A 15,631-nucleotide genomic window follows, 5' to 3' on the forward strand; every position below is an offset into this window, starting at 1 on the left:
CTAGGTCATGCAGACGTCGGAGAAGGTGAGCACCGGCCAGCAGACGATCGACCCGAGGAACGAGATCACCACGTCGACGCCGTGCAGGTCGTGCAGGTGCGACGTGTGGGTGAGGGTCCAGATCACCCCGACCAGGCCGTAGGGGATGCCGAGGATGATCAGCGTGCCCAGGAATTCGGACACCTTCATCTCGTAGCTGAGTAGCCTGTCCAGCCGTTCGATCATGTAACGCAAGTCCTTTCACCGCACCCCACGGTGACTTCCGGGGAGCCGCAGGAGCGTATGTTACTGAACATTCTCTAGATGTGAAGGGTTCTCGGAAAACTTCTTCGACGCAAACATGCAGGCGCAGCCGTGCATAGCGCCTTAGCGGGTGCGTCGGTCGATCCAAAAAGTTACGAGCTGTTCGTGCTTCGAAGGTCGTGTGATCTACTTCCTAACCGACGAGAATTGTGAGTAACATAGCCGATGAAGTCTCGAGGAAGGACCCCTATGACCACGGCGACGCAGCCTTGGGAGCCCAACTACGAAGACCCGCAGAGCGATTCGTTCGTGGCCGAGGAGGCCGCGGCCGGGCGGCGGCCCCGCACGCCGGTGACGCCGGAGCAGGCCCGCATCCACATCCCGGACACCCACCGGTCGCCGCGCAAGCGGCCCGCGCAGCTGCCCGACGCGCTCGACTTCTGGATGTTCGCCGGGGCCGCGGCCAATGTGGCCATGCAATTCGCCCATCCCGCGGTCGCGGCCGGTGTCATGGAGAGCACGGTCGAGTCCGGGGCGCTCATGGTGCATCCCTGGAAGCGATTGCGGACCACGGCGTCGTATCTGGCGGTGGCCATTCTCGGCACGCCGGAGGAGAAGCGGGAGTTCCGCGAGGCGGTCAACGTCGCGCACCGGCAGGTGCGGTCGCGGCCGGATTCGAAGGTGAAGTACAACGCCTTCGACCGGAATCTGCAGCTGTACGTGGCGGCGTGCATCTACATCGGGTTCGAGGATTCCCATCAGCTCATCCACGGCAAGATGAGCCCGGCCGAACTCGAGGCCTTCTATCAGGGCGCCGACACCTTCGGCACCACGTTGCAGGTGCATCCGGACATGTGGCCGAAGACCCGCGCCGAATTCGACGAGTACTGGGTCGCGGCGTGCGAGCAGGTGATCGTCGACGACGACTTCCGCGCCTACATCAGCGATCTGCTGCACCTGCGGATGATCCACTGGTCCCTGCGGATCCTGTTCGGCGGTCTGCTGCGCTTCCTGACCGCCGGATTCCTGCCGCCGCATTTCCGCGACCAGATGGGGGTGGCGTGGAGCGCCGCCGACCAGCGCCGCTTCGAGCACCTGTTCCTGTTCGTGGGCTTCGTCAACCGGTTCGTGCCCAAGTTCATCCGGTTCGCCGGGACCAAGGCGATGATGCGCGACGTGCAACGCCGGATTCGCAAACAGAAAGCGCTGGTCTGAGAGTCGTCATGCAGCTGCTCAATCCGAAGACCGAGACGTTCGCCGAATTCGACCCGAACACCCGCGGGCTGCTCCGCGCGGTGGTCGAGTTCTTCGAGACCAAAGGCAAGCAGGCGGTGTGCGCCGACGCGCACGCCGGCGCCTGGTACGACGACTGGATGGGGTTCCTCGCGCGGTCGCGGATCCTCGCCTACTTCGCCACCCCGGCCAAACACGCCCAGGGCGATCCCGACAAGCGCTGGGACACCGCGTTCATCTCGAAATTCAACGAGCTCACCGGTTTCTACGGCGCGCAGTACTGGTACGCGTGGGGCGTGTCGACGCTGGGCCTGGCCGTCATCTGGCAGAGCGACAACGCCGCCGCGCACCGCCTCGCGGCCGAGGAACTGGACCGCGGCGGCCTCATCGGATTCGGTAGAACGTCATCCACGGCCAGAACTACGTCAGCGCCTTCGATCTGGACGAGTATCCGGTGGGTCCCGGCGACATCCTGCACTCGGGGCGCACGGCGTTCGACGCCGCGATGGCGGCCGTGAACTGCGGCAAGTTCAATATCGGTATGGTCGCCCTCGGCATCGCCGAGCACTGTTTCCACGAGACGATCAACCGGGCCGCCGCCAAGATCCTGTTCGGTCATCCGGTCACCGAATTCGGCCAGGTGCGCCGCATTCTCACCGACAACTACGTGCGATTGCTGGCGATGAAGCTCTACCACGAGCGCGCCATCGACTACCTGCGCTGCTCCACGCCCGAGGACCGGCGCTTCGTCATGTTCAATTCGATCGGCAAGATGAAGGTCACCCGGGAGGCCGAGCGCGCGCTGGCGGAGCTGCTGGATGTCATCTCCGCGAAGGGTTTCGAGAAGGACAGCTACTTCTCCCTGGGGCGCGGCATGATCGCGTCGATGCCGCGGCTGGAGGGCACCGCGCATGTGAACATGTCGCTGACGCTGAAATTCATGCCGAATTACCTGTTCAATTCGGTTGCCCTGCCGGAGGTTCCGGTGCGCCGCGACCCGGGGGACGACGACACCCTGTTCCGCCAGCCCCGCGCCTCGGGGCTGGGAAAGGTACGTTTCCACGATTGGCGGCCGGTGCTCGCCACTCGCCGCCAGCTGCCGAACGTGGCGCTGTTCGAGGAACTCGCGGAGCGTTTCGCCGGTTTCGCGGTCGAGGCCCCGGTGACCGATGCCCAGCTCGGCGATCTCGATTACCAACTGGCCCTGGGGGAATTGTTCACGCTGCTGTCCTACGCGCAGCTCATCGTGGAACAGGCGAATATCGCGCGGGTCTCCGACGATGTCGTCGACTCCGTGTTCGAGCTGCTCGTCCGCGACTTCTCCGCCTACGCCCTCGACCTGCACGCCAAGGCGTCCTCGACCGAGGCTCAGCAGAATTGGGCCAAGAGCGTCCTGCGCAAACCGGTGATCGACGAAGCGCGCTCCGCCCGCCTCTACGCCGAAATCCTCGATCTCGCGGGAACCTACGAAATGAGTCCCTGAGCCCGCGGCCTCACGCCGCGGTATTCCCCGCCGCCGGCGTCGCCGCCATGACCTCGCTCCACCAATCCTCCAGCGGACTGGGCTCGGGCCACTGCACCACGGCCCCCTCGTCGTCCGCCGCCACGCTCACGGCAACGCCGTCGCCATTCTCACGACTCATCACGCCATCCCTTCCCGGAACCGATACACCCGGGCTATTCCCCCGATTCCCCGCTGGAAACAAGGTGTGACCAGCCTCTTGTTTCGGCGCGCTCACGGCGGCCGCCCTCGGCCGCCGGTTCGGCGCGCGGCGCGGGGACGAATGCGTTTGAATGGGGGCGTGGGGGATCTGTCTGGGGAATCGATCAAGGACGCTTCGATGACGCACGGCTCGCCGCCGAACCCGCCCGATCCGGCCTGGCATCCGGGACCGCAGGCGGGATACGGAGCACCGCCTCCGTCGTACCCGAACGCCCCTGCGCCGCAACCGTATCCGGTTGCACCGCAACAACCGTGGGCGCATCCCGGCGCATCGGCGGCGGGCGCGGGCCGTGGGGGAATCTGGTTCGCCGTGGGCGCGGTGCTGCTCGGGATCGCCGGGTGTGTGGTGCCGCTGCTGCCCGCCTATCCGTTCGACATCGACCCCACCGGGTTGCGGCCCTATCTCGGGCTGCCGTTCGGCGTGGCGGGGCTCGTGCTGGGCATCGTGGGCTGCACCGGAATTCGGCGCGGCAAGGCGCTGGCGGTGATCGGTGTAGTCCTGTCCCTACTCGCCTTGGCCGTCGAATTCATGATGTTCTTGGGCCGGGCGCGCTGAATCCGGTCAAGTCCCGGATCCGTTCCGCTCCACCGCGGGCTCGAAGTGCACCACCTTGGTGGTGGTCATCTCGTCGAGGAGTTCGGGACCGTAGCCGTAGCCGCTGCCGGACTGCCGCCGGGGCTGGGCCGCACCGCCGGGTGCGCCGCCGAAGACGGCGTTGATCTTCACCGTGCCGACCGGCAGGGTCCGCCAGGCTTGCTGCGCATGTGCCATCGACCCGGTGAGAACCGTTGCGGCCAAACCGTATTCGTCGTCGCAGGCCTCGCGCAGCCCGGTCTCGAAATCGGGGACGACGCGCACGGGCGCGACGGGCCCGAAGGTCTCCTCGCGCAGCACCCGCATCCCGGGCGTGCACCCGGTGAGGACGGTGGCCGGGTAGCCGCTGCCGGGACCGTCCGGAATACGCCCGCCCACAAGAACTTCCGCGCCCGCGTCGACCGCCTCGCGCACCTGGGCGTGCACCTCGTCACGCAGCCGCTCGTCGACCAGCGGCTGCGGGTCGAGATTCCAGCGCTCCGCCTGCGCGCACAGCGCGGTCACGAATTCCTCGGCCACCGCCTGGTGGACGTAGACGCGCTCCACCGCGACGCAGATCTGCCCCGCGTTGGCGAACGCTCCGGTCGCGGCCTGCTCGGCGGCCCACACCGGGTCCACGTCGGCATCGACCAGCAGCGGATCGTTCCCGCCGTTCTCCAGCAGCACTTTCGCGCCGGTGCGGGCGGCGGCCGCGGCGATGTCGCGCCCGGTCGCGCTGCCGCCGACGTGCGCGACGACATCGACGTCCGACGACCCGGCCAGCGCCGCGCCCATCCGGCCGTCCCCCGTCACGGTCTGCAGCACCCCGTCCGGGAAATGCCCGGCCAGCAGCCGCCCGAGCAGCGCACCCGTGCGCGGGCACCGCTCACTCGGCTTGTGCACCACCGTGTTCCCGGTCGCGAGCGCGGCGCCCAGCAGGCCCGACGCTATGGCCACCGGATCGTTCCACGGCGTCAGCGCCACCACGACGCCGCGCGGCTGCGGGATCATGAAATCGGTCGCCGCCCACGTGCCGTGCAGGGTGCGCCCCCGATGCACGGGGCCGAGTTCGGCGTACTGAACGAGCGTGCCCGCCCCGGCGAGCACGCCCTCGCGCCCCGACGCGGCCGGTCGTCCGGTCTCGCGTTCGAGGGTCGCGGCCAAGTCGTCCGCGTGCTCGCGCAGCGCGGCCGCCCCGGCGTGCAGCGCCGCGGCGCGTGCGGTCGCCGCCGTGCTCGCCCAGGCGGGTTGTGCCGCACGCGCATTGCTCAGGATGGTCACCAGGTCCGCGTCGCCCGTCACCGCGTCGCTCGCCGTGCGGGTCACGTCGTCGATCTCGGTCATGAGGCCCGAGTACCCGCGCGGCGCTCGACAAACATGACGCGCTCAGCCCCCGCGGCGGCCCGTTCGGGTCCATAGTGGAGTGATGAGCGAGTTCCCGTCGGCTCCCTCCGGTGGGCCGCGGCCGGGCCCGGCGGCACGGGCCGCGGCGCCGAAGCGGCAGCGGCACGAAGGCGAACTGGCGCGCGAACGGGCGGCGGCGCTGCGTGCGACGACCACCGGCCTGCTGGCGCGCCAGCGTGCCACGATGGAGCAGGTGCGGGTGGACGCCGAGATCTCCGCGACGGCGAGAAACATCGACGACCTGGTCGTGCGGCGCACCGACGCCTTCGCCGGGGTGGAGGTCCTCGACCCCTACCTGCTCGCCGCGCTCGGTCCCCGCGCGCTGCTGCAACTGCTCCCGGACACGATCCTGGCCAACTCGGACGCGGACAAGGTGGACGTGCAGCTGTACGACCACGAACGCGGCGGCTTGGTGATCGCGGAGCAACGCGGGTTCGAGGCCGAATTCCTGGCCTTCTTCCGCGTGGTCGGCACCGAGGGCTCGGCGTGCGCGGCGGCCGCGCAGCGGGCGGAACCCGTCACGGTCTCCGACGTCGAGCACAGCACGCTGTTCACCGCCGCGGGCCGGGACGTGCTGAGGGACTCCGAGACTCGCGCCGTCCAGTCGATGCCCCTGCTCGCCCCCGACCGGCGGGTGCTGGGCGTCGTGTCCTGCCACTACACCGGGCGGCCACGATTCGACCACGACCAGCAACTCCTCGGCCTGCTCGCGGACGCGACGGAGCGCGCGATCCGCTGGCATCACGACGGACACCGGCCACGGTCCTCGGCGTGACGGCACGGCCTCGAATCACGGTCGCGGAGAATCGTATTCGAGCCTGTCGATGGAGGCACGGAGGTGGCGGCTCAGCGACTCCAGCTCGTCGACGGCGTCCCCGATCGTGACGATCGCGGCATCCCGCTGCGCCGGCGCGGCGCTGTCCCGGCGCGAGCGAATCAGCTCGTTGTGCACCCGCAGCCCGATCGCGAACATGCGATCGATCAGGTGATCGCTCAACTCCGCGAGCACATCTCGCTGCACCGCCGGTGCCGGTGGGCCTTGGTCGCCGGACGGTCGCCGGTGGTGCGCGGGCCGGTCACCGGCACTCGAGGACGCGACAGAATTCATCTCGGATCCCCCGGGGGAATGACGTGAAACGCACGGACGGCCACACTTCGGGACCCGATGTCGCAGACGAGCTTAGCTGGTAGAGGCCGGAGCCGGGATTCATTGGCCGGAACTCGAAATCCGCCCGAAGCGAAAATATCGCCCACCGCGAGAGCCCTGCCGCCCCTGCGCCGTCTGTACACCAGAAAATAGCCGCCTGTCCGACAGCGGCGTACCGAGCCGAGTGCGCCGGGGCGAGCCGGGCCACCGACGGCGATACCCGCCCGCGGCGAATCGCCGATACTGGTGCCATGCGGTCGCGGAGCAAAATCGTGGATGCCACCCTCGGGCTGGTCGCCGAGGGCGGGTTCGGGGGGATCACCATCGCCGCGGTCGCGCAGGCGGCCGGGGTCACCCGCCAGACCGTGTACTCCATCTTCGGCACCCGCGAGGATCTCGTCTCGCAGGCCGTGACGGATCTGCTGCTGCGCACCTCCGCGGACCTCCGTGCCCGGCTGGCGTCGATCGACAACGTGCCGGAGTACCTCGCCGAGGTCTTCGTCGCCGGTCGCTCCGTGGTGCGGGCGAATCCGGTCCTGTCCTGCCTGCTGCATCCCGAGCCGGGCAACCCGGTCTTCGACACCGGTATGATCGCCCGCGCCAAACTCGTTGCGCGAGAGCTGCTCTCGCCGCTGATCGCCCTCGACCCCGGGCTCGAGCCGGACCTGGACGACATCGCCCAGCTGGTGATCCGCCTGGGCCTGTCGCTGGTCCTGTTCGACGACGAGGACCTCGACACCGACGACGACGTGCGCCGCTTCGTCACGCGCTGGGTGGTGCCCGCCCTGCCGGTCGCCTGAGCGCCCGCGTTCTCGGCGCCCCTGGTGCGGCGCGGCTCACAACGGCCCGCGAACGAGGGTGAGATCACAGCGGCGGCAGCGGGATCGGCGGCCGGTATCTGTTACGGTAACTAACCGGAGAGTCGCTCCGTTTCAACTGGTGGAGGATCCCTTACTCATGGCGCGTGTCAAAACCCGGCCGCACTACAACGTCGTGTTCGCGGTGCTGCTGCTCGGCATCTCCGCGTACGCGCTGCTGCAGTCGATGATCGTGCCGGTGCTGTCGCTGCTCATCCCGGCCCTGCACACCACGCAGAGCACCGCGACCTGGCTGATGACCGGCTACCTGCTGTCCGCCTCGGTCGCCACGCCCATCCTGGGCCGGATCGGGGACAAGGTCGGCAAGGAACGCATGCTCGTCGTCACGCTGGTCGCGCTGACGCTCGGCTCCCTGATCGCCGCCCTGACCGACTCGGTCGGCGTGATGATCGTGGCGCGGGTGATCCAGGGCCTCGGCGGCGGCGTCATTCCCTTGGCGTTCGGCATCATTCGCGACGAGTTCCCGGCGCGGAAACTGCACGGCGCGGTCGGCATCGCCTCGTCGCTGATCGCGGTCGGCTCCGGCGTGGGCCTGGTGCTGGCCGGCCCGATCGTGGACCACCTGGACTACCACTGGCTGTTCTGGGTGCCGATGATCATCACGGCGGTGGCCGCCGTGGCCGCGGTGCTGTTCGTTCCCGAATCCCCGGTGCGCAGTCCGGGCCGGATCAATTGGGGTGCGGCGCTGCTGCTTTCGGCGTGGCTGGTGGCGTTGCTGCTGGCCGTCAGCAAGGGCCCGTCGTGGGGTTGGGTGTCGGTTCCGACGCTGGGCCTGTTCGCGCTGGCGGTGCTGTGTGCCGCGGCGTGGATCGTGGTGGAGCTGAAGTCCCGCACGCCGCTGATCGATATGCGCACGATGCGAATCCCGGCGGTGTGGACGACCAACCTGGTGGCCGTGCTGACCGGCGCCGCGATGTACGCGATGATGACGTTCCTGCCGCAGCTGCTGCAGACGCCGAAGTCCGTCGCCGGATACGGCCTGAGCGCGAGCATCACCCAGTCGGGGCTGTACATGCTGCCGCTGTCGGCGGCGATGTTCGTGATCGGCCTGTCGATCGGACCGCTGGCCGCGCGGATCAGCCCCAAGTTCATCGTGCTCATCGGCAGCCTCATCACGATTCCGGCGTTCGCGCTGCTGGCCGTCGGGCACGACCACAGCTGGCAGGTCTACCTGGCGGGCGCGCTGCTCGGGGTGGGTATCGGCCTGGCATTCTCCTCGATGCCGGCCATCATCGTCGCCGCGGTGCCGGCCGCGCAGACCGGCGCGGCCACCGGTATGAACGCCAACGTGCGCACCGTCGGCGGCGCCATCGGCAGCGCGATCTCGTCGGTCATCCTGACCTCGGGGGCGCAGACCGCGCACGGGCTGCCCGCGGATTCGGGCTACACGAACGTCTTCTGGTTCCTGGCGGGCGTCTCCGTGCTGGCGGCGCTGGCGGCGATCGTGGTGCCGTCGGTGCGGGCGCACGAGCCGCAGGTCGCCGTCGCCGCGGCGGAGCCGCGAGGCGAGGTGGCCGACCGGATTCCCGACGCGGAGCTGCTGGCCGCGGCGGGTGCGGCGGCCGAGCCGGCCGTCTCGGCGGGAGTCGTGTCCGGGCTCGACAGCGCGGACCGGTCGGTCGCCGGCCGGGTCCGGCGGGAGAACGGCGAACCGGTCCCCGGCGTGGCGCTGACGCTGATCGACCAACGCGGACACCAGGTTTCGCGGACGACCGGCGACGCGGACGGCGGCTATCACATCGCCGTGCCCGCGGTGGGCGACTACGTCCTGATCGGCGCGGCGAACGGGCACCGTCCGGTGGCGGTCAACATCGCCGTCGGCTCGCGGCCGCTGCCGGTGGACCTGACGCTGCCGAGTTCCGGGCAGTTGTGCGGCACGGTCCGGCGGGTCGGCGCGGCCGCCGGGCACACCGCGACGGTCGCCGGCGCCACCGTGACGGTCACGGATCCGCACGGTGACGTCGTGGGCGCGGCGGTCACCGGCGGCGACGGCGGGTACGTGTGCCGCGGCGTCCCGTCGAGCACGCACACCGTGGTCGTCGTCGCCGAGGGCATGCGCCCGCACGCGGCCACCCTGCACGTGCCCGAGAGCGGGTTGTTGCGCTACGACGCCGAACTCGCTCCGGTCGCGACGCTCGCCGGCGCGGTGCGGGCGGGCGCCCACGCGGTGCGCGACGCGCAGGTGACGGTCCTCGACGCCCACGGCGACCCGGTCGCCACCGCCCGCACCAACGGCGAGGGCCGCTACCTGGTCCCCGACCTGCCCACCGGCGACTACGCCGTGGTCACCCGCGGCTACCCCGCCGTCACCGACAGCGTCACGGTCACCGGCGGCCCGAACACCCTCGACCTCGAGCTGAGCTACGACCGCACAGCGCACCTGCCCACGCGCTGACGATCCCGACCGCGTATCCCGGGCATAGTTATCCGTCCGGCCCGGGATGCGCTGTCCTCCTTCGTGAGTGGGCTGCGCAACGCCGGTCCCTATCGGCTCTCGGTGGTGGGAGGTGGTACGGCGTGTAGCGCTGCGACCAGATCCGTGACGTCGGTGGGGTCGGGGGTGTAGCCGGGGAAGTAGCAGCACAGGTCGGAGGCGTCGGTTCCGTAGCGTTCGCGCAGTTGGGCGGCGCATTCCTCCGGTGTGCCGACGGCGGCGAAGGTGCGGACGAGCGGCTCGTCGATCAGTGCGCGCATCTCGGCGTAGCCGCCCTGTTTCGACAGGGCGTTGAGCCTGGGCTGCAACTCCTCCCGGCCCTCGGCCGCCAGGGCGGGGCGGTACGCCGGGGTCGAACCGTAGAAGGCGATCAGGGTGGCGACGCCGTCGATCGCGGCGGCCAGGTCGGCCTCGGTCCGCGCGACCGCCACCATGGCCTGCGCGATCACCTGGAAGCCGGCCCGGGTCCGCCCGGACCGCCGCAGGCCCTCGGTCAGCGCGGGCACGGTGCGCTCGGCGAAGTGCCGGGTGCTGTTGAACGGCATCACCAGCAGGCCGTCGGCGACCTCGGCGGCGGTGCGGGTCATGATCGGCCCGAGCGCCCCCAGCAGCACCGGCGGCGGCCCGAACGGATGGGGGCCCGGGTCGAAGGTGGGCGGCATCAGCGTGTGTGTGACGAACTCGCCGCGAAAGTCCAACGGCGCCTTGCCCTCCCACGCCGCGAAGATGGCCTTCACCGCCGCCACCGATTCGGCCATGCGCCGCGCGGGCCTATCCCACGTACTCCCGTACCGCTTCTCGATGTGCGCGCGTATCTGCGAGCCGAGCCCGAGCCGGAACCGCCCGCCGCTGTACACCTGAAGGTCGTAGGCGGCGTGGGCCAGATGCAGCGGACTGCGCGGACCGGCGATCGCGACATTGGTCATCAGCTCGAGGCCGGTCTCGCCCGCCGCGACCACCAGCGGGAAGAAGACGTCGTGCGGCCCTTCGAAGGAGAAGAGGCCGTCCGCGCCCGCCGCGGCGATCGCGCGGGCACTGTCACGCACCCGCGCCGGGGACCCCTCCACCTGTAGATGCACTTTCACGAAAGGTCCGCCCTCTCCGTCCTTCTCGGCGCGCCGCCGATCACACCGAGCGGATCATCCCACGAACCCGCGCCGCGGCGGGGCGAACGTTCAGCGCTGCGGACCGCAGGCGCCCGGCCGGGGCAGATCGCCGCACGCGCCGCCCCGGACAGCAACCGGCGCGCGCTGTCGGCCGAACGCTCACCGCGAAGACGCAGGTTGAGCTCGGACCGTGACGTCCTCGCGCCCGGCCGCCTGCCGGGCCGCGTGCCGCCATTCGCGGGGCGTCATGCCGAACGCGATGCGGAAGCGGCGGGCGAAATGCGAGGGATCGCGGAAACCGCGGTGCTGGGCGATCGCGGCGATCGGCCGGTGCTGGTGGCGCGGGCTGGCGAGGTCGCGGCGCACCTGGTCCAGGCGTTGCTCGATGATCGACTGCCGCAGGCTGAAATCCGCTTGCGCGCACAGCTTGTAGAGGTAGCGCACCGAGATGTGGTGCGCCCGGGCGATGCGCGCCGCGTCGAGATCCGGGTCGGCGAGGTGGCGGCGGACGTAGTCGCGGATCCGGGCGAGCAGCACGTCGGTCGGCAGCGCCGTGCCGTCGCCCGCGCCGGTGGCCGCCGAGGTGAGCAGTGCCCGCACCAATTCCACGCAGCCGCTGCCGAAATCGCGGGATCCCGGGTCGCCGGGCAGTGTGTCGGCGACCAGGGCGGTCATGGCCACGTGCGTGGCCGCCAGCGCGTACAGCGGGCTGCCCGGCAGGCGCTCGGCGGCGCGGCGGACGGTGTCGGCCGGCATGTCCAGCTGTGCCAGCGGCACCTGCAGCGCCATGATCTCGCCGCCGCACCAGTCGGCGTCGTAGGGCCGGTTGAGGTCGGCCACCCACAGCCGGCCCGACACGAACTCGTGCCGGTCGCCGTCCTGCGCCCACCGGGTGACACCGGTCGGCGACACCATGATCAGCAACTGCGGCGACGGCGCGACCCGCACCAGATTCGGCGTGCGCGCGTAGCGGTAGCCGCCCATGCGCGCCCGCACCAGGGCGGCGTCGCCGAACCGCCATTCCTCGATGCGCCCGTGCACCGGACGCTCCGGCTCGGTGAGCACCACCCGGGCGGGAGCGGACGCCCGCTGCAGCGCGGCCGCGATCAACTCGACGCGGTCGCGCGGCGGCACTGTCGCGGTATCGATGAGGACGGCCATGTCGTGTTCCTTCGGGGGTGGTGCACTGTGAGACCGGTTCCGGTGCACGGCGAGTCGATCGGGCCCCGCCGGTCGCCGATACGGTGATGCGGGTGGGTGTCGCACCCGGGAGCCACCAGCGCGACATCCACCCCGCCGGACGACTTCTGCGGGCCGAGCGCTGCGTCAGGCCGGTGTGCGGCTCGCCGACGCCGTCGATCCGCACCGGCACGGCGGCGAGCGCTCCGAGCGCGCGGGTTCATCGCCACGCGTCGAACGGGCCGGGCAGGATGCTGCGCGTGGCGAGCGGCAGCATCGTGAGCCCGGCGTCGCGCACGAATCGGTCGAGGTCGTCGAAGGTGTCGGCGACGGTCGCCCGGGCGCTGCGGGCCGCCGCCGTGGACGCGCCCGGCGTGGTGAGCGCCGTACTCAGCGTGTGCAGGCGCAGTCCGACGTGGAACACCCCGCGGACCAGGCGATCGTTGGCATCGGTGAGCGCGGCGAGGTAGCCGGAGGACAACTCGACGGAGTCGAGTTCCGGGCCCGGACCGGGAATGTCGGGTCGATCGATATCTGCCATGACCTACTCCGTGAGGCCAAGCGGTATCACAGTGGGAGCCGCCAGTGTGAATTCGCAGTAGTGCGCTAATTGTATGGTGCCGCGGCCCGGCGGCAGGGCTCGAAAAAGCGCACTTGACAGTCGATTTCGCCGACTCGGGCCCGAAACACCGGTCGGTATCGGAATGGCCTGCGGCTCCGCAGGTTTCGCCGTGCACCAGCGGGGAAGGCTACGGTCGGACAGAGAATTGATCGTAGTGCGCTCGTCGCCGACGATGGGCCGACCGGCCCCGCGGTGCCCGGGCGTGGCGCCCGAGCGCGCGCCGCGGAGGTGCTGTGCGAGGGTGAGCCGCCGATGTTCGAGAACGACCGGATGTTCGATGACGCGGGCCGGTGCGGCGGGCCGATTCCGGCGGGGTGGTCGCAGCGGGAGGTGAACGAGTTCGTCATCGCGTGCGACCGGCTGGTGCGCCATCTGTTCGACGCGGGCCTGCGACTGCGGTTGCGCGGCAACGAGTCCGAGCCCACCGACGAGCTGGAGAGCGAATTGGCGGTGGTGCTGGAGGATCTGGACGCGCTCATCCGGGACACCGGCATGGCCATGCTGCCGCTGGTGGAGGCATTCGGCAGCTTCGGCCGATAGCCGGGCCTGTCCGGGGTATGCCGAGGGCAGCAACGCAATCGACGCTCTCGAAGGAAAGTCCATGCGCCACTTCTCGATCGCCCTGCTGGCCTGCGTCGCGGCGCTGCTGCCGACGGCCTGCGACCGGGGCCCCGAAGACCTGAATCCCGCACGGGACGCCACGAGTTCGACGCCGGTGTCGTCGACGGACACCGCCACCGTGCCGAATGTCATTCTGCCGCCGCAGAGTTCACGTTCGGTGTCGGTGCCTTCGGGCAGCGCTCCGCGTGAGATCCGCCGCAGGACCTGCGAACAACTCGCACCGGAGGTCGAGCGTGCGCGCGGCGCGTCCGGCCAGGCGGGTGTGGACCGCGCGGTCGCCGAGGCCGTCGCGGGCCTGCCGGGCACCCCCGACTGGCAGGTCTTCAGCGAGGACCAGCGGCAGGCCGCGATCGACGGCGCACACGACGCCGGGACCGGTCGGTGCCGATGAGTTCCGGTGCGCCGCCTACGGTGTCGCGGTGCGGGCGTTCGGGTCGAAGCCGCCGGGAACCTCGTAGACCGCGCCGGTGAAGGTGGCGGCGAACAAGCGGCCCGCGGCGAAACCGGTGGCGCCGCGCCCGTAGCTGACCACGCTGGTCTGCGGGCTGCCCGTGCCCAGCAGGCAGTATCGGCCCGGTCCGTCGACCCGCACTATCTGCCCGGAGGGGTTGAACGGCACCACGGGCCGGTCCAGCGAGTCCAGGGTCAGCCCGTCGGGCGCGGCGAGCGCGTCGGGCCCGCTCAGATCCAGCAGCGACTGCGGTGCGGCCGGATTCGCCAGCGGTATCCGGCTCACGCCCGGGTCGACGAATGTGCGTGAGACGTACAGGTATTCGTCGTCCGAGCCCAGGACCGCGCCGTTGGCGCTGGGCAGCCGCGCCCAGTCCGCCTGCACCGCGCCGCCGGGGGCGACGCGGCCCACGAGGGTGGCGAAGTCGTTGGTGGCGAACACCGTTCCGTCGGCGGCGACGTCCATGCCGTTGGCGGCGCTGAGCCCGGCCGCGAACGGTGCCGTCGCGCCGGTGTCCGGGTCGACCGTGACGATCCCGGCGTGACGGAGCACGTCACCGGCCACGACGCGCGGGTCCGCGCCGTAGCCGACCAGCAGCTTGCCGTCGGGCGTCCACGCCAGGGCCCCGGCGCCGCCGCCGGGCACCGTCGCGATCGGGACCGCCGGTGCGCCCGGTGCGTCGATGCGGAAGACCCGGCCGCTCACCAGGTCGGTGGTGTAGGCGCGGCCGCGGGCGTCGACGGTGAGTCCTTCCAGCGCCGCGCCCGGCACCGCGGCCACCGGGACGGTGCCCTGTCCGCTGCCCGGACACACCGGCGCGGCGTCCGCCGCCGGAGCCGTCGCGGTCAACGCGCCCGCGACGGCCAGTGCCGCCAGCCCGGCCGCCGTCTTGTGCCTGCCGCCCATCTCGCACCTCGCTGTCGTCTCGCCCGTCGCTCGTGTCGCCCGCGATTCTCGCCCATCGAGCCCGCACTCGCCGGGATACGCGCTCCCACCGCGCGCCGACCCCTACTCGAGGGCGCGTCGGTGACCCGGTACTGGAGGTGCCGGAACGGACGGGTCGCGGCTCGCGACCCCGAATCAGGCGAACTGGGCGTGCAATTCGGGGAGGAACTGGGCGAGGTGGTTCATCTCCTGGCCGCAGTGCAGCAGCAGGTTGCGGGCGAGGGCGAGATCGAGGACGAGGTCACGGGGGTCGGCGGCCGGGCCGCGCTGGACGGCGTGGGCCGCCTGCTCGGCGTCGGGGACGTGCAGCCCGTACACGTTGAGGTAGAAGCGGCTGCGCATCTCGCTGCCGCCGGGCACGGGACGGACCTGGTGGGCGAGCCGGCCCAGGTCGACCGGCGCGATCGCGCTGCCGACCCGGGCGAACACGATCGTCTGGTCGCCGGGCACCTCGAACCCGTGCGCGCGCGGATCCTCGAAGGCGATGGCGAGCTGTTGCAGTGCGGGCCCGATGTATTCGTCGACGTAGGACACCGTGCCGATGTACCCGGGCCGTCCCGGCACGCGGTCGGCGAGGTTGCCGACGGTCGTGGCGGCGAACATGTGCGCGTCGGGATGCCAGAGCTTGTAGCGGGCCGATTCGATGCTGTGCCAGTCGAACCACCAGTCCCACATGGCCGCGCTGACCCGCGGCATGTGGGTGTGCACGGCCACCCACACCACCCCGGACGGCAGCTGCCCGTATCCGGTCTCGACCGCGGAGTAGCCGGTCGGCCCGAGTTCGGCGGCGAGCCCGCCGAATTCGGGGATCAGCTCCGGCGCGGTCGGCGGCCCGTCGAAGGCCGCGGTGACGGTGGGCGGCGCGGGCAGCGTGTGCTCGGTCATGAACCGCGAGTACGGCTGCGACCAATCGGCGGGGGAGTAGCCCGCATAGCGGGTGGTCCCGGTGTCGGCTTGGGCCCGCGCGATGTCCGGCGCGAGCAGCACCCCCGCCCCGGCGGCGGTGGCCGAGAAGAACGCTCGGCGCGACAGCGCACCTCTACTCACCATGCGTCGAGATTATGGTGCGCC

18 protein-coding genes are annotated in these 15,631 nt (G+C 70.8%); 9 read left to right on the plus strand and 9 right to left on the minus strand.

The window, feature by feature from the left end; all coding sequences use genetic code 11:
• Positions 1-225 carry a hypothetical protein gene (locus IU476_RS00445; protein WP_195095414.1) on the minus strand — a complete coding sequence of 75 codons (225 nt, stop codon included), beginning with the start codon at positions 223-225 and terminating at the stop codon, positions 1-3.
• Positions 226-492: 267 nt separating this feature from the next.
• Here IU476_RS00445 and IU476_RS00450 point away from each other — a divergent pair, with 267 nt between their 5' ends.
• From IU476_RS00450 to IU476_RS35810, 3 genes are read left to right on the plus strand one after another with little or no spacing between them, the layout of a single operon-like run.
• The gene (locus IU476_RS00450; protein ID WP_195095417.1) at positions 493-1,458 is read left to right on the plus strand and encodes an oxygenase MpaB family protein; all 966 of its coding nucleotides are present in this window, start codon (positions 493-495) and stop codon (positions 1,456-1,458) included.
• An 8-nt stretch (positions 1,459-1,466) separates the two neighbouring features.
• The gene (locus tag IU476_RS35805) at positions 1,467-1,994 is read left to right on the plus strand and encodes a hypothetical protein (protein WP_228822937.1); all 528 of its coding nucleotides are present in this window, start codon (positions 1,467-1,469) and stop codon (positions 1,992-1,994) included.
• Positions 1,931-2,959 (plus strand): acyl-CoA dehydrogenase family protein, encoded by a 1,029-nt coding sequence (locus IU476_RS35810; protein ID WP_324193801.1) that lies wholly within the window; start codon positions 1,931-1,933, stop codon positions 2,957-2,959. Before IU476_RS35805 ends, IU476_RS35810 begins: the two co-directional genes overlap by 64 nt.
• Positions 2,960-2,969: 10 nt before the next feature.
• Here IU476_RS35810 and IU476_RS00460 read toward each other — a convergent pair whose 3' ends face one another.
• Positions 2,970-3,119, minus strand: a complete 150-nt coding sequence (locus IU476_RS00460; RefSeq protein ID WP_195095419.1) for a hypothetical protein — start codon at positions 3,117-3,119, stop codon at positions 2,970-2,972.
• A 198-nt stretch (positions 3,120-3,317) separates the two neighbouring features.
• Between IU476_RS00460 and IU476_RS00465 the strand changes: the two genes are divergently transcribed.
• Positions 3,318-3,755 carry a hypothetical protein gene (locus tag IU476_RS00465; RefSeq protein WP_195097571.1) on the plus strand — a complete coding sequence of 146 codons (438 nt, stop codon included), beginning with the start codon at positions 3,318-3,320 and terminating at the stop codon, positions 3,753-3,755.
• 6 nt (positions 3,756-3,761) lie between these two features.
• On the opposite strand, the gene IU476_RS00470 is transcribed toward IU476_RS00465, so the two are convergent.
• A complete protein-coding gene (locus IU476_RS00470; protein ID WP_195095421.1) occupies positions 3,762-5,117 on the minus strand; it encodes an aldehyde dehydrogenase family protein in 1,356 nt (451 codons plus the stop codon).
• A gap of 82 nt (positions 5,118-5,199) precedes the next feature.
• Between IU476_RS00470 and IU476_RS00475 the strand changes: the two genes are divergently transcribed.
• On the plus strand, positions 5,200-5,952 hold the full coding sequence (locus IU476_RS00475) for a GAF domain-containing protein (protein ID WP_195095423.1): 753 nt from the start codon (positions 5,200-5,202) through the stop codon (positions 5,950-5,952).
• A gap of 15 nt (positions 5,953-5,967) precedes the next feature.
• Here IU476_RS00475 and IU476_RS00480 read toward each other — a convergent pair whose 3' ends face one another.
• Positions 5,968-6,285 (minus strand): hypothetical protein, encoded by a 318-nt coding sequence (locus IU476_RS00480; RefSeq protein ID WP_195095426.1) that lies wholly within the window; start codon positions 6,283-6,285, stop codon positions 5,968-5,970.
• A gap of 290 nt (positions 6,286-6,575) precedes the next feature.
• Here IU476_RS00480 and IU476_RS00485 point away from each other — a divergent pair, with 290 nt between their 5' ends.
• Positions 6,576-7,124: a TetR/AcrR family transcriptional regulator gene (locus tag IU476_RS00485; protein WP_195095428.1), complete on the plus strand. Its 549-nt coding sequence runs from the start codon at positions 6,576-6,578 to the stop codon at positions 7,122-7,124.
• Positions 7,125-7,281: 157 nt separating this feature from the next.
• Positions 7,282-9,597, plus strand: a complete 2,316-nt coding sequence (locus IU476_RS00490) for an MFS transporter (protein ID WP_195095430.1) — start codon at positions 7,282-7,284, stop codon at positions 9,595-9,597.
• Positions 9,598-9,686: 89 nt separating this feature from the next.
• Here the strand turns inward: IU476_RS00490 and IU476_RS00495 are convergent, their stop codons facing one another.
• The 3 genes from IU476_RS00495 to IU476_RS00505 all read right to left on the minus strand — a co-directional run bounded on the left by IU476_RS00495 (position 9,687) and on the right by IU476_RS00505 (position 12,462).
• Complete coding sequence (locus IU476_RS00495) at positions 9,687-10,721, minus strand: TIGR03617 family F420-dependent LLM class oxidoreductase (protein ID WP_195095431.1); 1,035 nt, start codon at positions 10,719-10,721, stop codon at positions 9,687-9,689.
• 180 nt (positions 10,722-10,901) lie between these two features.
• Positions 10,902-11,903, minus strand: coding sequence for a helix-turn-helix domain-containing protein (locus IU476_RS00500; protein WP_195095432.1), 1,002 nt, complete (start codon positions 11,901-11,903; stop codon positions 10,902-10,904).
• 238 nt (positions 11,904-12,141) lie between these two features.
• A complete protein-coding gene (locus IU476_RS00505) occupies positions 12,142-12,462 on the minus strand; it encodes a hypothetical protein (RefSeq protein ID WP_195095433.1) in 321 nt (106 codons plus the stop codon).
• Positions 12,463-12,795: 333 nt separating this feature from the next.
• On the opposite strand from IU476_RS00505, the gene IU476_RS00510 reads away from it, so the two are divergent.
• Both IU476_RS00510 and IU476_RS00515 read left to right on the plus strand, forming a co-directional pair.
• Positions 12,796-13,083 carry a hypothetical protein gene (locus IU476_RS00510; RefSeq protein ID WP_195095434.1) on the plus strand — a complete coding sequence of 96 codons (288 nt, stop codon included), beginning with the start codon at positions 12,796-12,798 and terminating at the stop codon, positions 13,081-13,083.
• 61 nt (positions 13,084-13,144) lie between these two features.
• Positions 13,145-13,555 carry a hypothetical protein gene (locus IU476_RS00515; RefSeq protein ID WP_195095435.1) on the plus strand — a complete coding sequence of 137 codons (411 nt, stop codon included), beginning with the start codon at positions 13,145-13,147 and terminating at the stop codon, positions 13,553-13,555.
• 15 nt (positions 13,556-13,570) lie between these two features.
• Here IU476_RS00515 and IU476_RS00520 read toward each other — a convergent pair whose 3' ends face one another.
• Together IU476_RS00520 and IU476_RS00525 are read right to left on the minus strand one after the other, a co-directional pair.
• A complete protein-coding gene (locus IU476_RS00520) occupies positions 13,571-14,521 on the minus strand; it encodes an SMP-30/gluconolactonase/LRE family protein (RefSeq protein ID WP_195095436.1) in 951 nt (316 codons plus the stop codon).
• A gap of 174 nt (positions 14,522-14,695) precedes the next feature.
• Positions 14,696-15,610 carry a DAPG hydrolase family protein gene (locus IU476_RS00525; protein ID WP_195095438.1) on the minus strand — a complete coding sequence of 305 codons (915 nt, stop codon included), beginning with the start codon at positions 15,608-15,610 and terminating at the stop codon, positions 14,696-14,698.
• Positions 15,611-15,631 lie beyond the last annotated feature (21 nt).

The organism is Nocardia blacklockiae, from assembly GCF_015477355.1.
Taxonomy (GTDB): Bacteria; Actinomycetota; Actinomycetes; order Mycobacteriales; family Mycobacteriaceae; genus Nocardia; species Nocardia blacklockiae.

Coding starts and splice junctions, on each gene's coding strand:
- IU476_RS00485 (WP_195095428.1), top strand. CDS start 6,576: ATGCGGTCGCGGAGCAAAATCGTGGATGCCACCCTCGGGCTGGTCGCC.
- IU476_RS00445 (WP_195095414.1), bottom strand. CDS start 225: ATGATCGAACGGCTGGACAGGCTACTCAGCTACGAGATGAAGGTGTCC.
- IU476_RS35805 (WP_228822937.1), top strand. CDS start 1,467: ATGCAGCTGCTCAATCCGAAGACCGAGACGTTCGCCGAATTCGACCCG.
- IU476_RS00515 (WP_195095435.1), top strand. CDS start 13,145: ATGCGCCACTTCTCGATCGCCCTGCTGGCCTGCGTCGCGGCGCTGCTG.
- IU476_RS00465 (WP_195097571.1), top strand. CDS start 3,318: ATGACGCACGGCTCGCCGCCGAACCCGCCCGATCCGGCCTGGCATCCG.
- IU476_RS00525 (WP_195095438.1), bottom strand. CDS start 15,610: ATGGTGAGTAGAGGTGCGCTGTCGCGCCGAGCGTTCTTCTCGGCCACC.
- IU476_RS00475 (WP_195095423.1), top strand. CDS start 5,200: ATGAGCGAGTTCCCGTCGGCTCCCTCCGGTGGGCCGCGGCCGGGCCCG.
- IU476_RS00450 (WP_195095417.1), top strand. CDS start 493: ATGACCACGGCGACGCAGCCTTGGGAGCCCAACTACGAAGACCCGCAG.
- IU476_RS00460 (WP_195095419.1), bottom strand. CDS start 3,119: ATGAGTCGTGAGAATGGCGACGGCGTTGCCGTGAGCGTGGCGGCGGAC.
- IU476_RS00510 (WP_195095434.1), top strand. CDS start 12,796: ATGTTCGAGAACGACCGGATGTTCGATGACGCGGGCCGGTGCGGCGGG.
- IU476_RS00470 (WP_195095421.1), bottom strand. CDS start 5,117: ATGACCGAGATCGACGACGTGACCCGCACGGCGAGCGACGCGGTGACG.
- IU476_RS00480 (WP_195095426.1), bottom strand. CDS start 6,285: ATGAATTCTGTCGCGTCCTCGAGTGCCGGTGACCGGCCCGCGCACCAC.
- IU476_RS00520 (WP_195095436.1), bottom strand. CDS start 14,521: ATGGGCGGCAGGCACAAGACGGCGGCCGGGCTGGCGGCACTGGCCGTC.
- IU476_RS00500 (WP_195095432.1), bottom strand. CDS start 11,903: ATGGCCGTCCTCATCGATACCGCGACAGTGCCGCCGCGCGACCGCGTC.
- IU476_RS00505 (WP_195095433.1), bottom strand. CDS start 12,462: ATGGCAGATATCGATCGACCCGACATTCCCGGTCCGGGCCCGGAACTC.
- IU476_RS00490 (WP_195095430.1), top strand. CDS start 7,282: ATGGCGCGTGTCAAAACCCGGCCGCACTACAACGTCGTGTTCGCGGTG.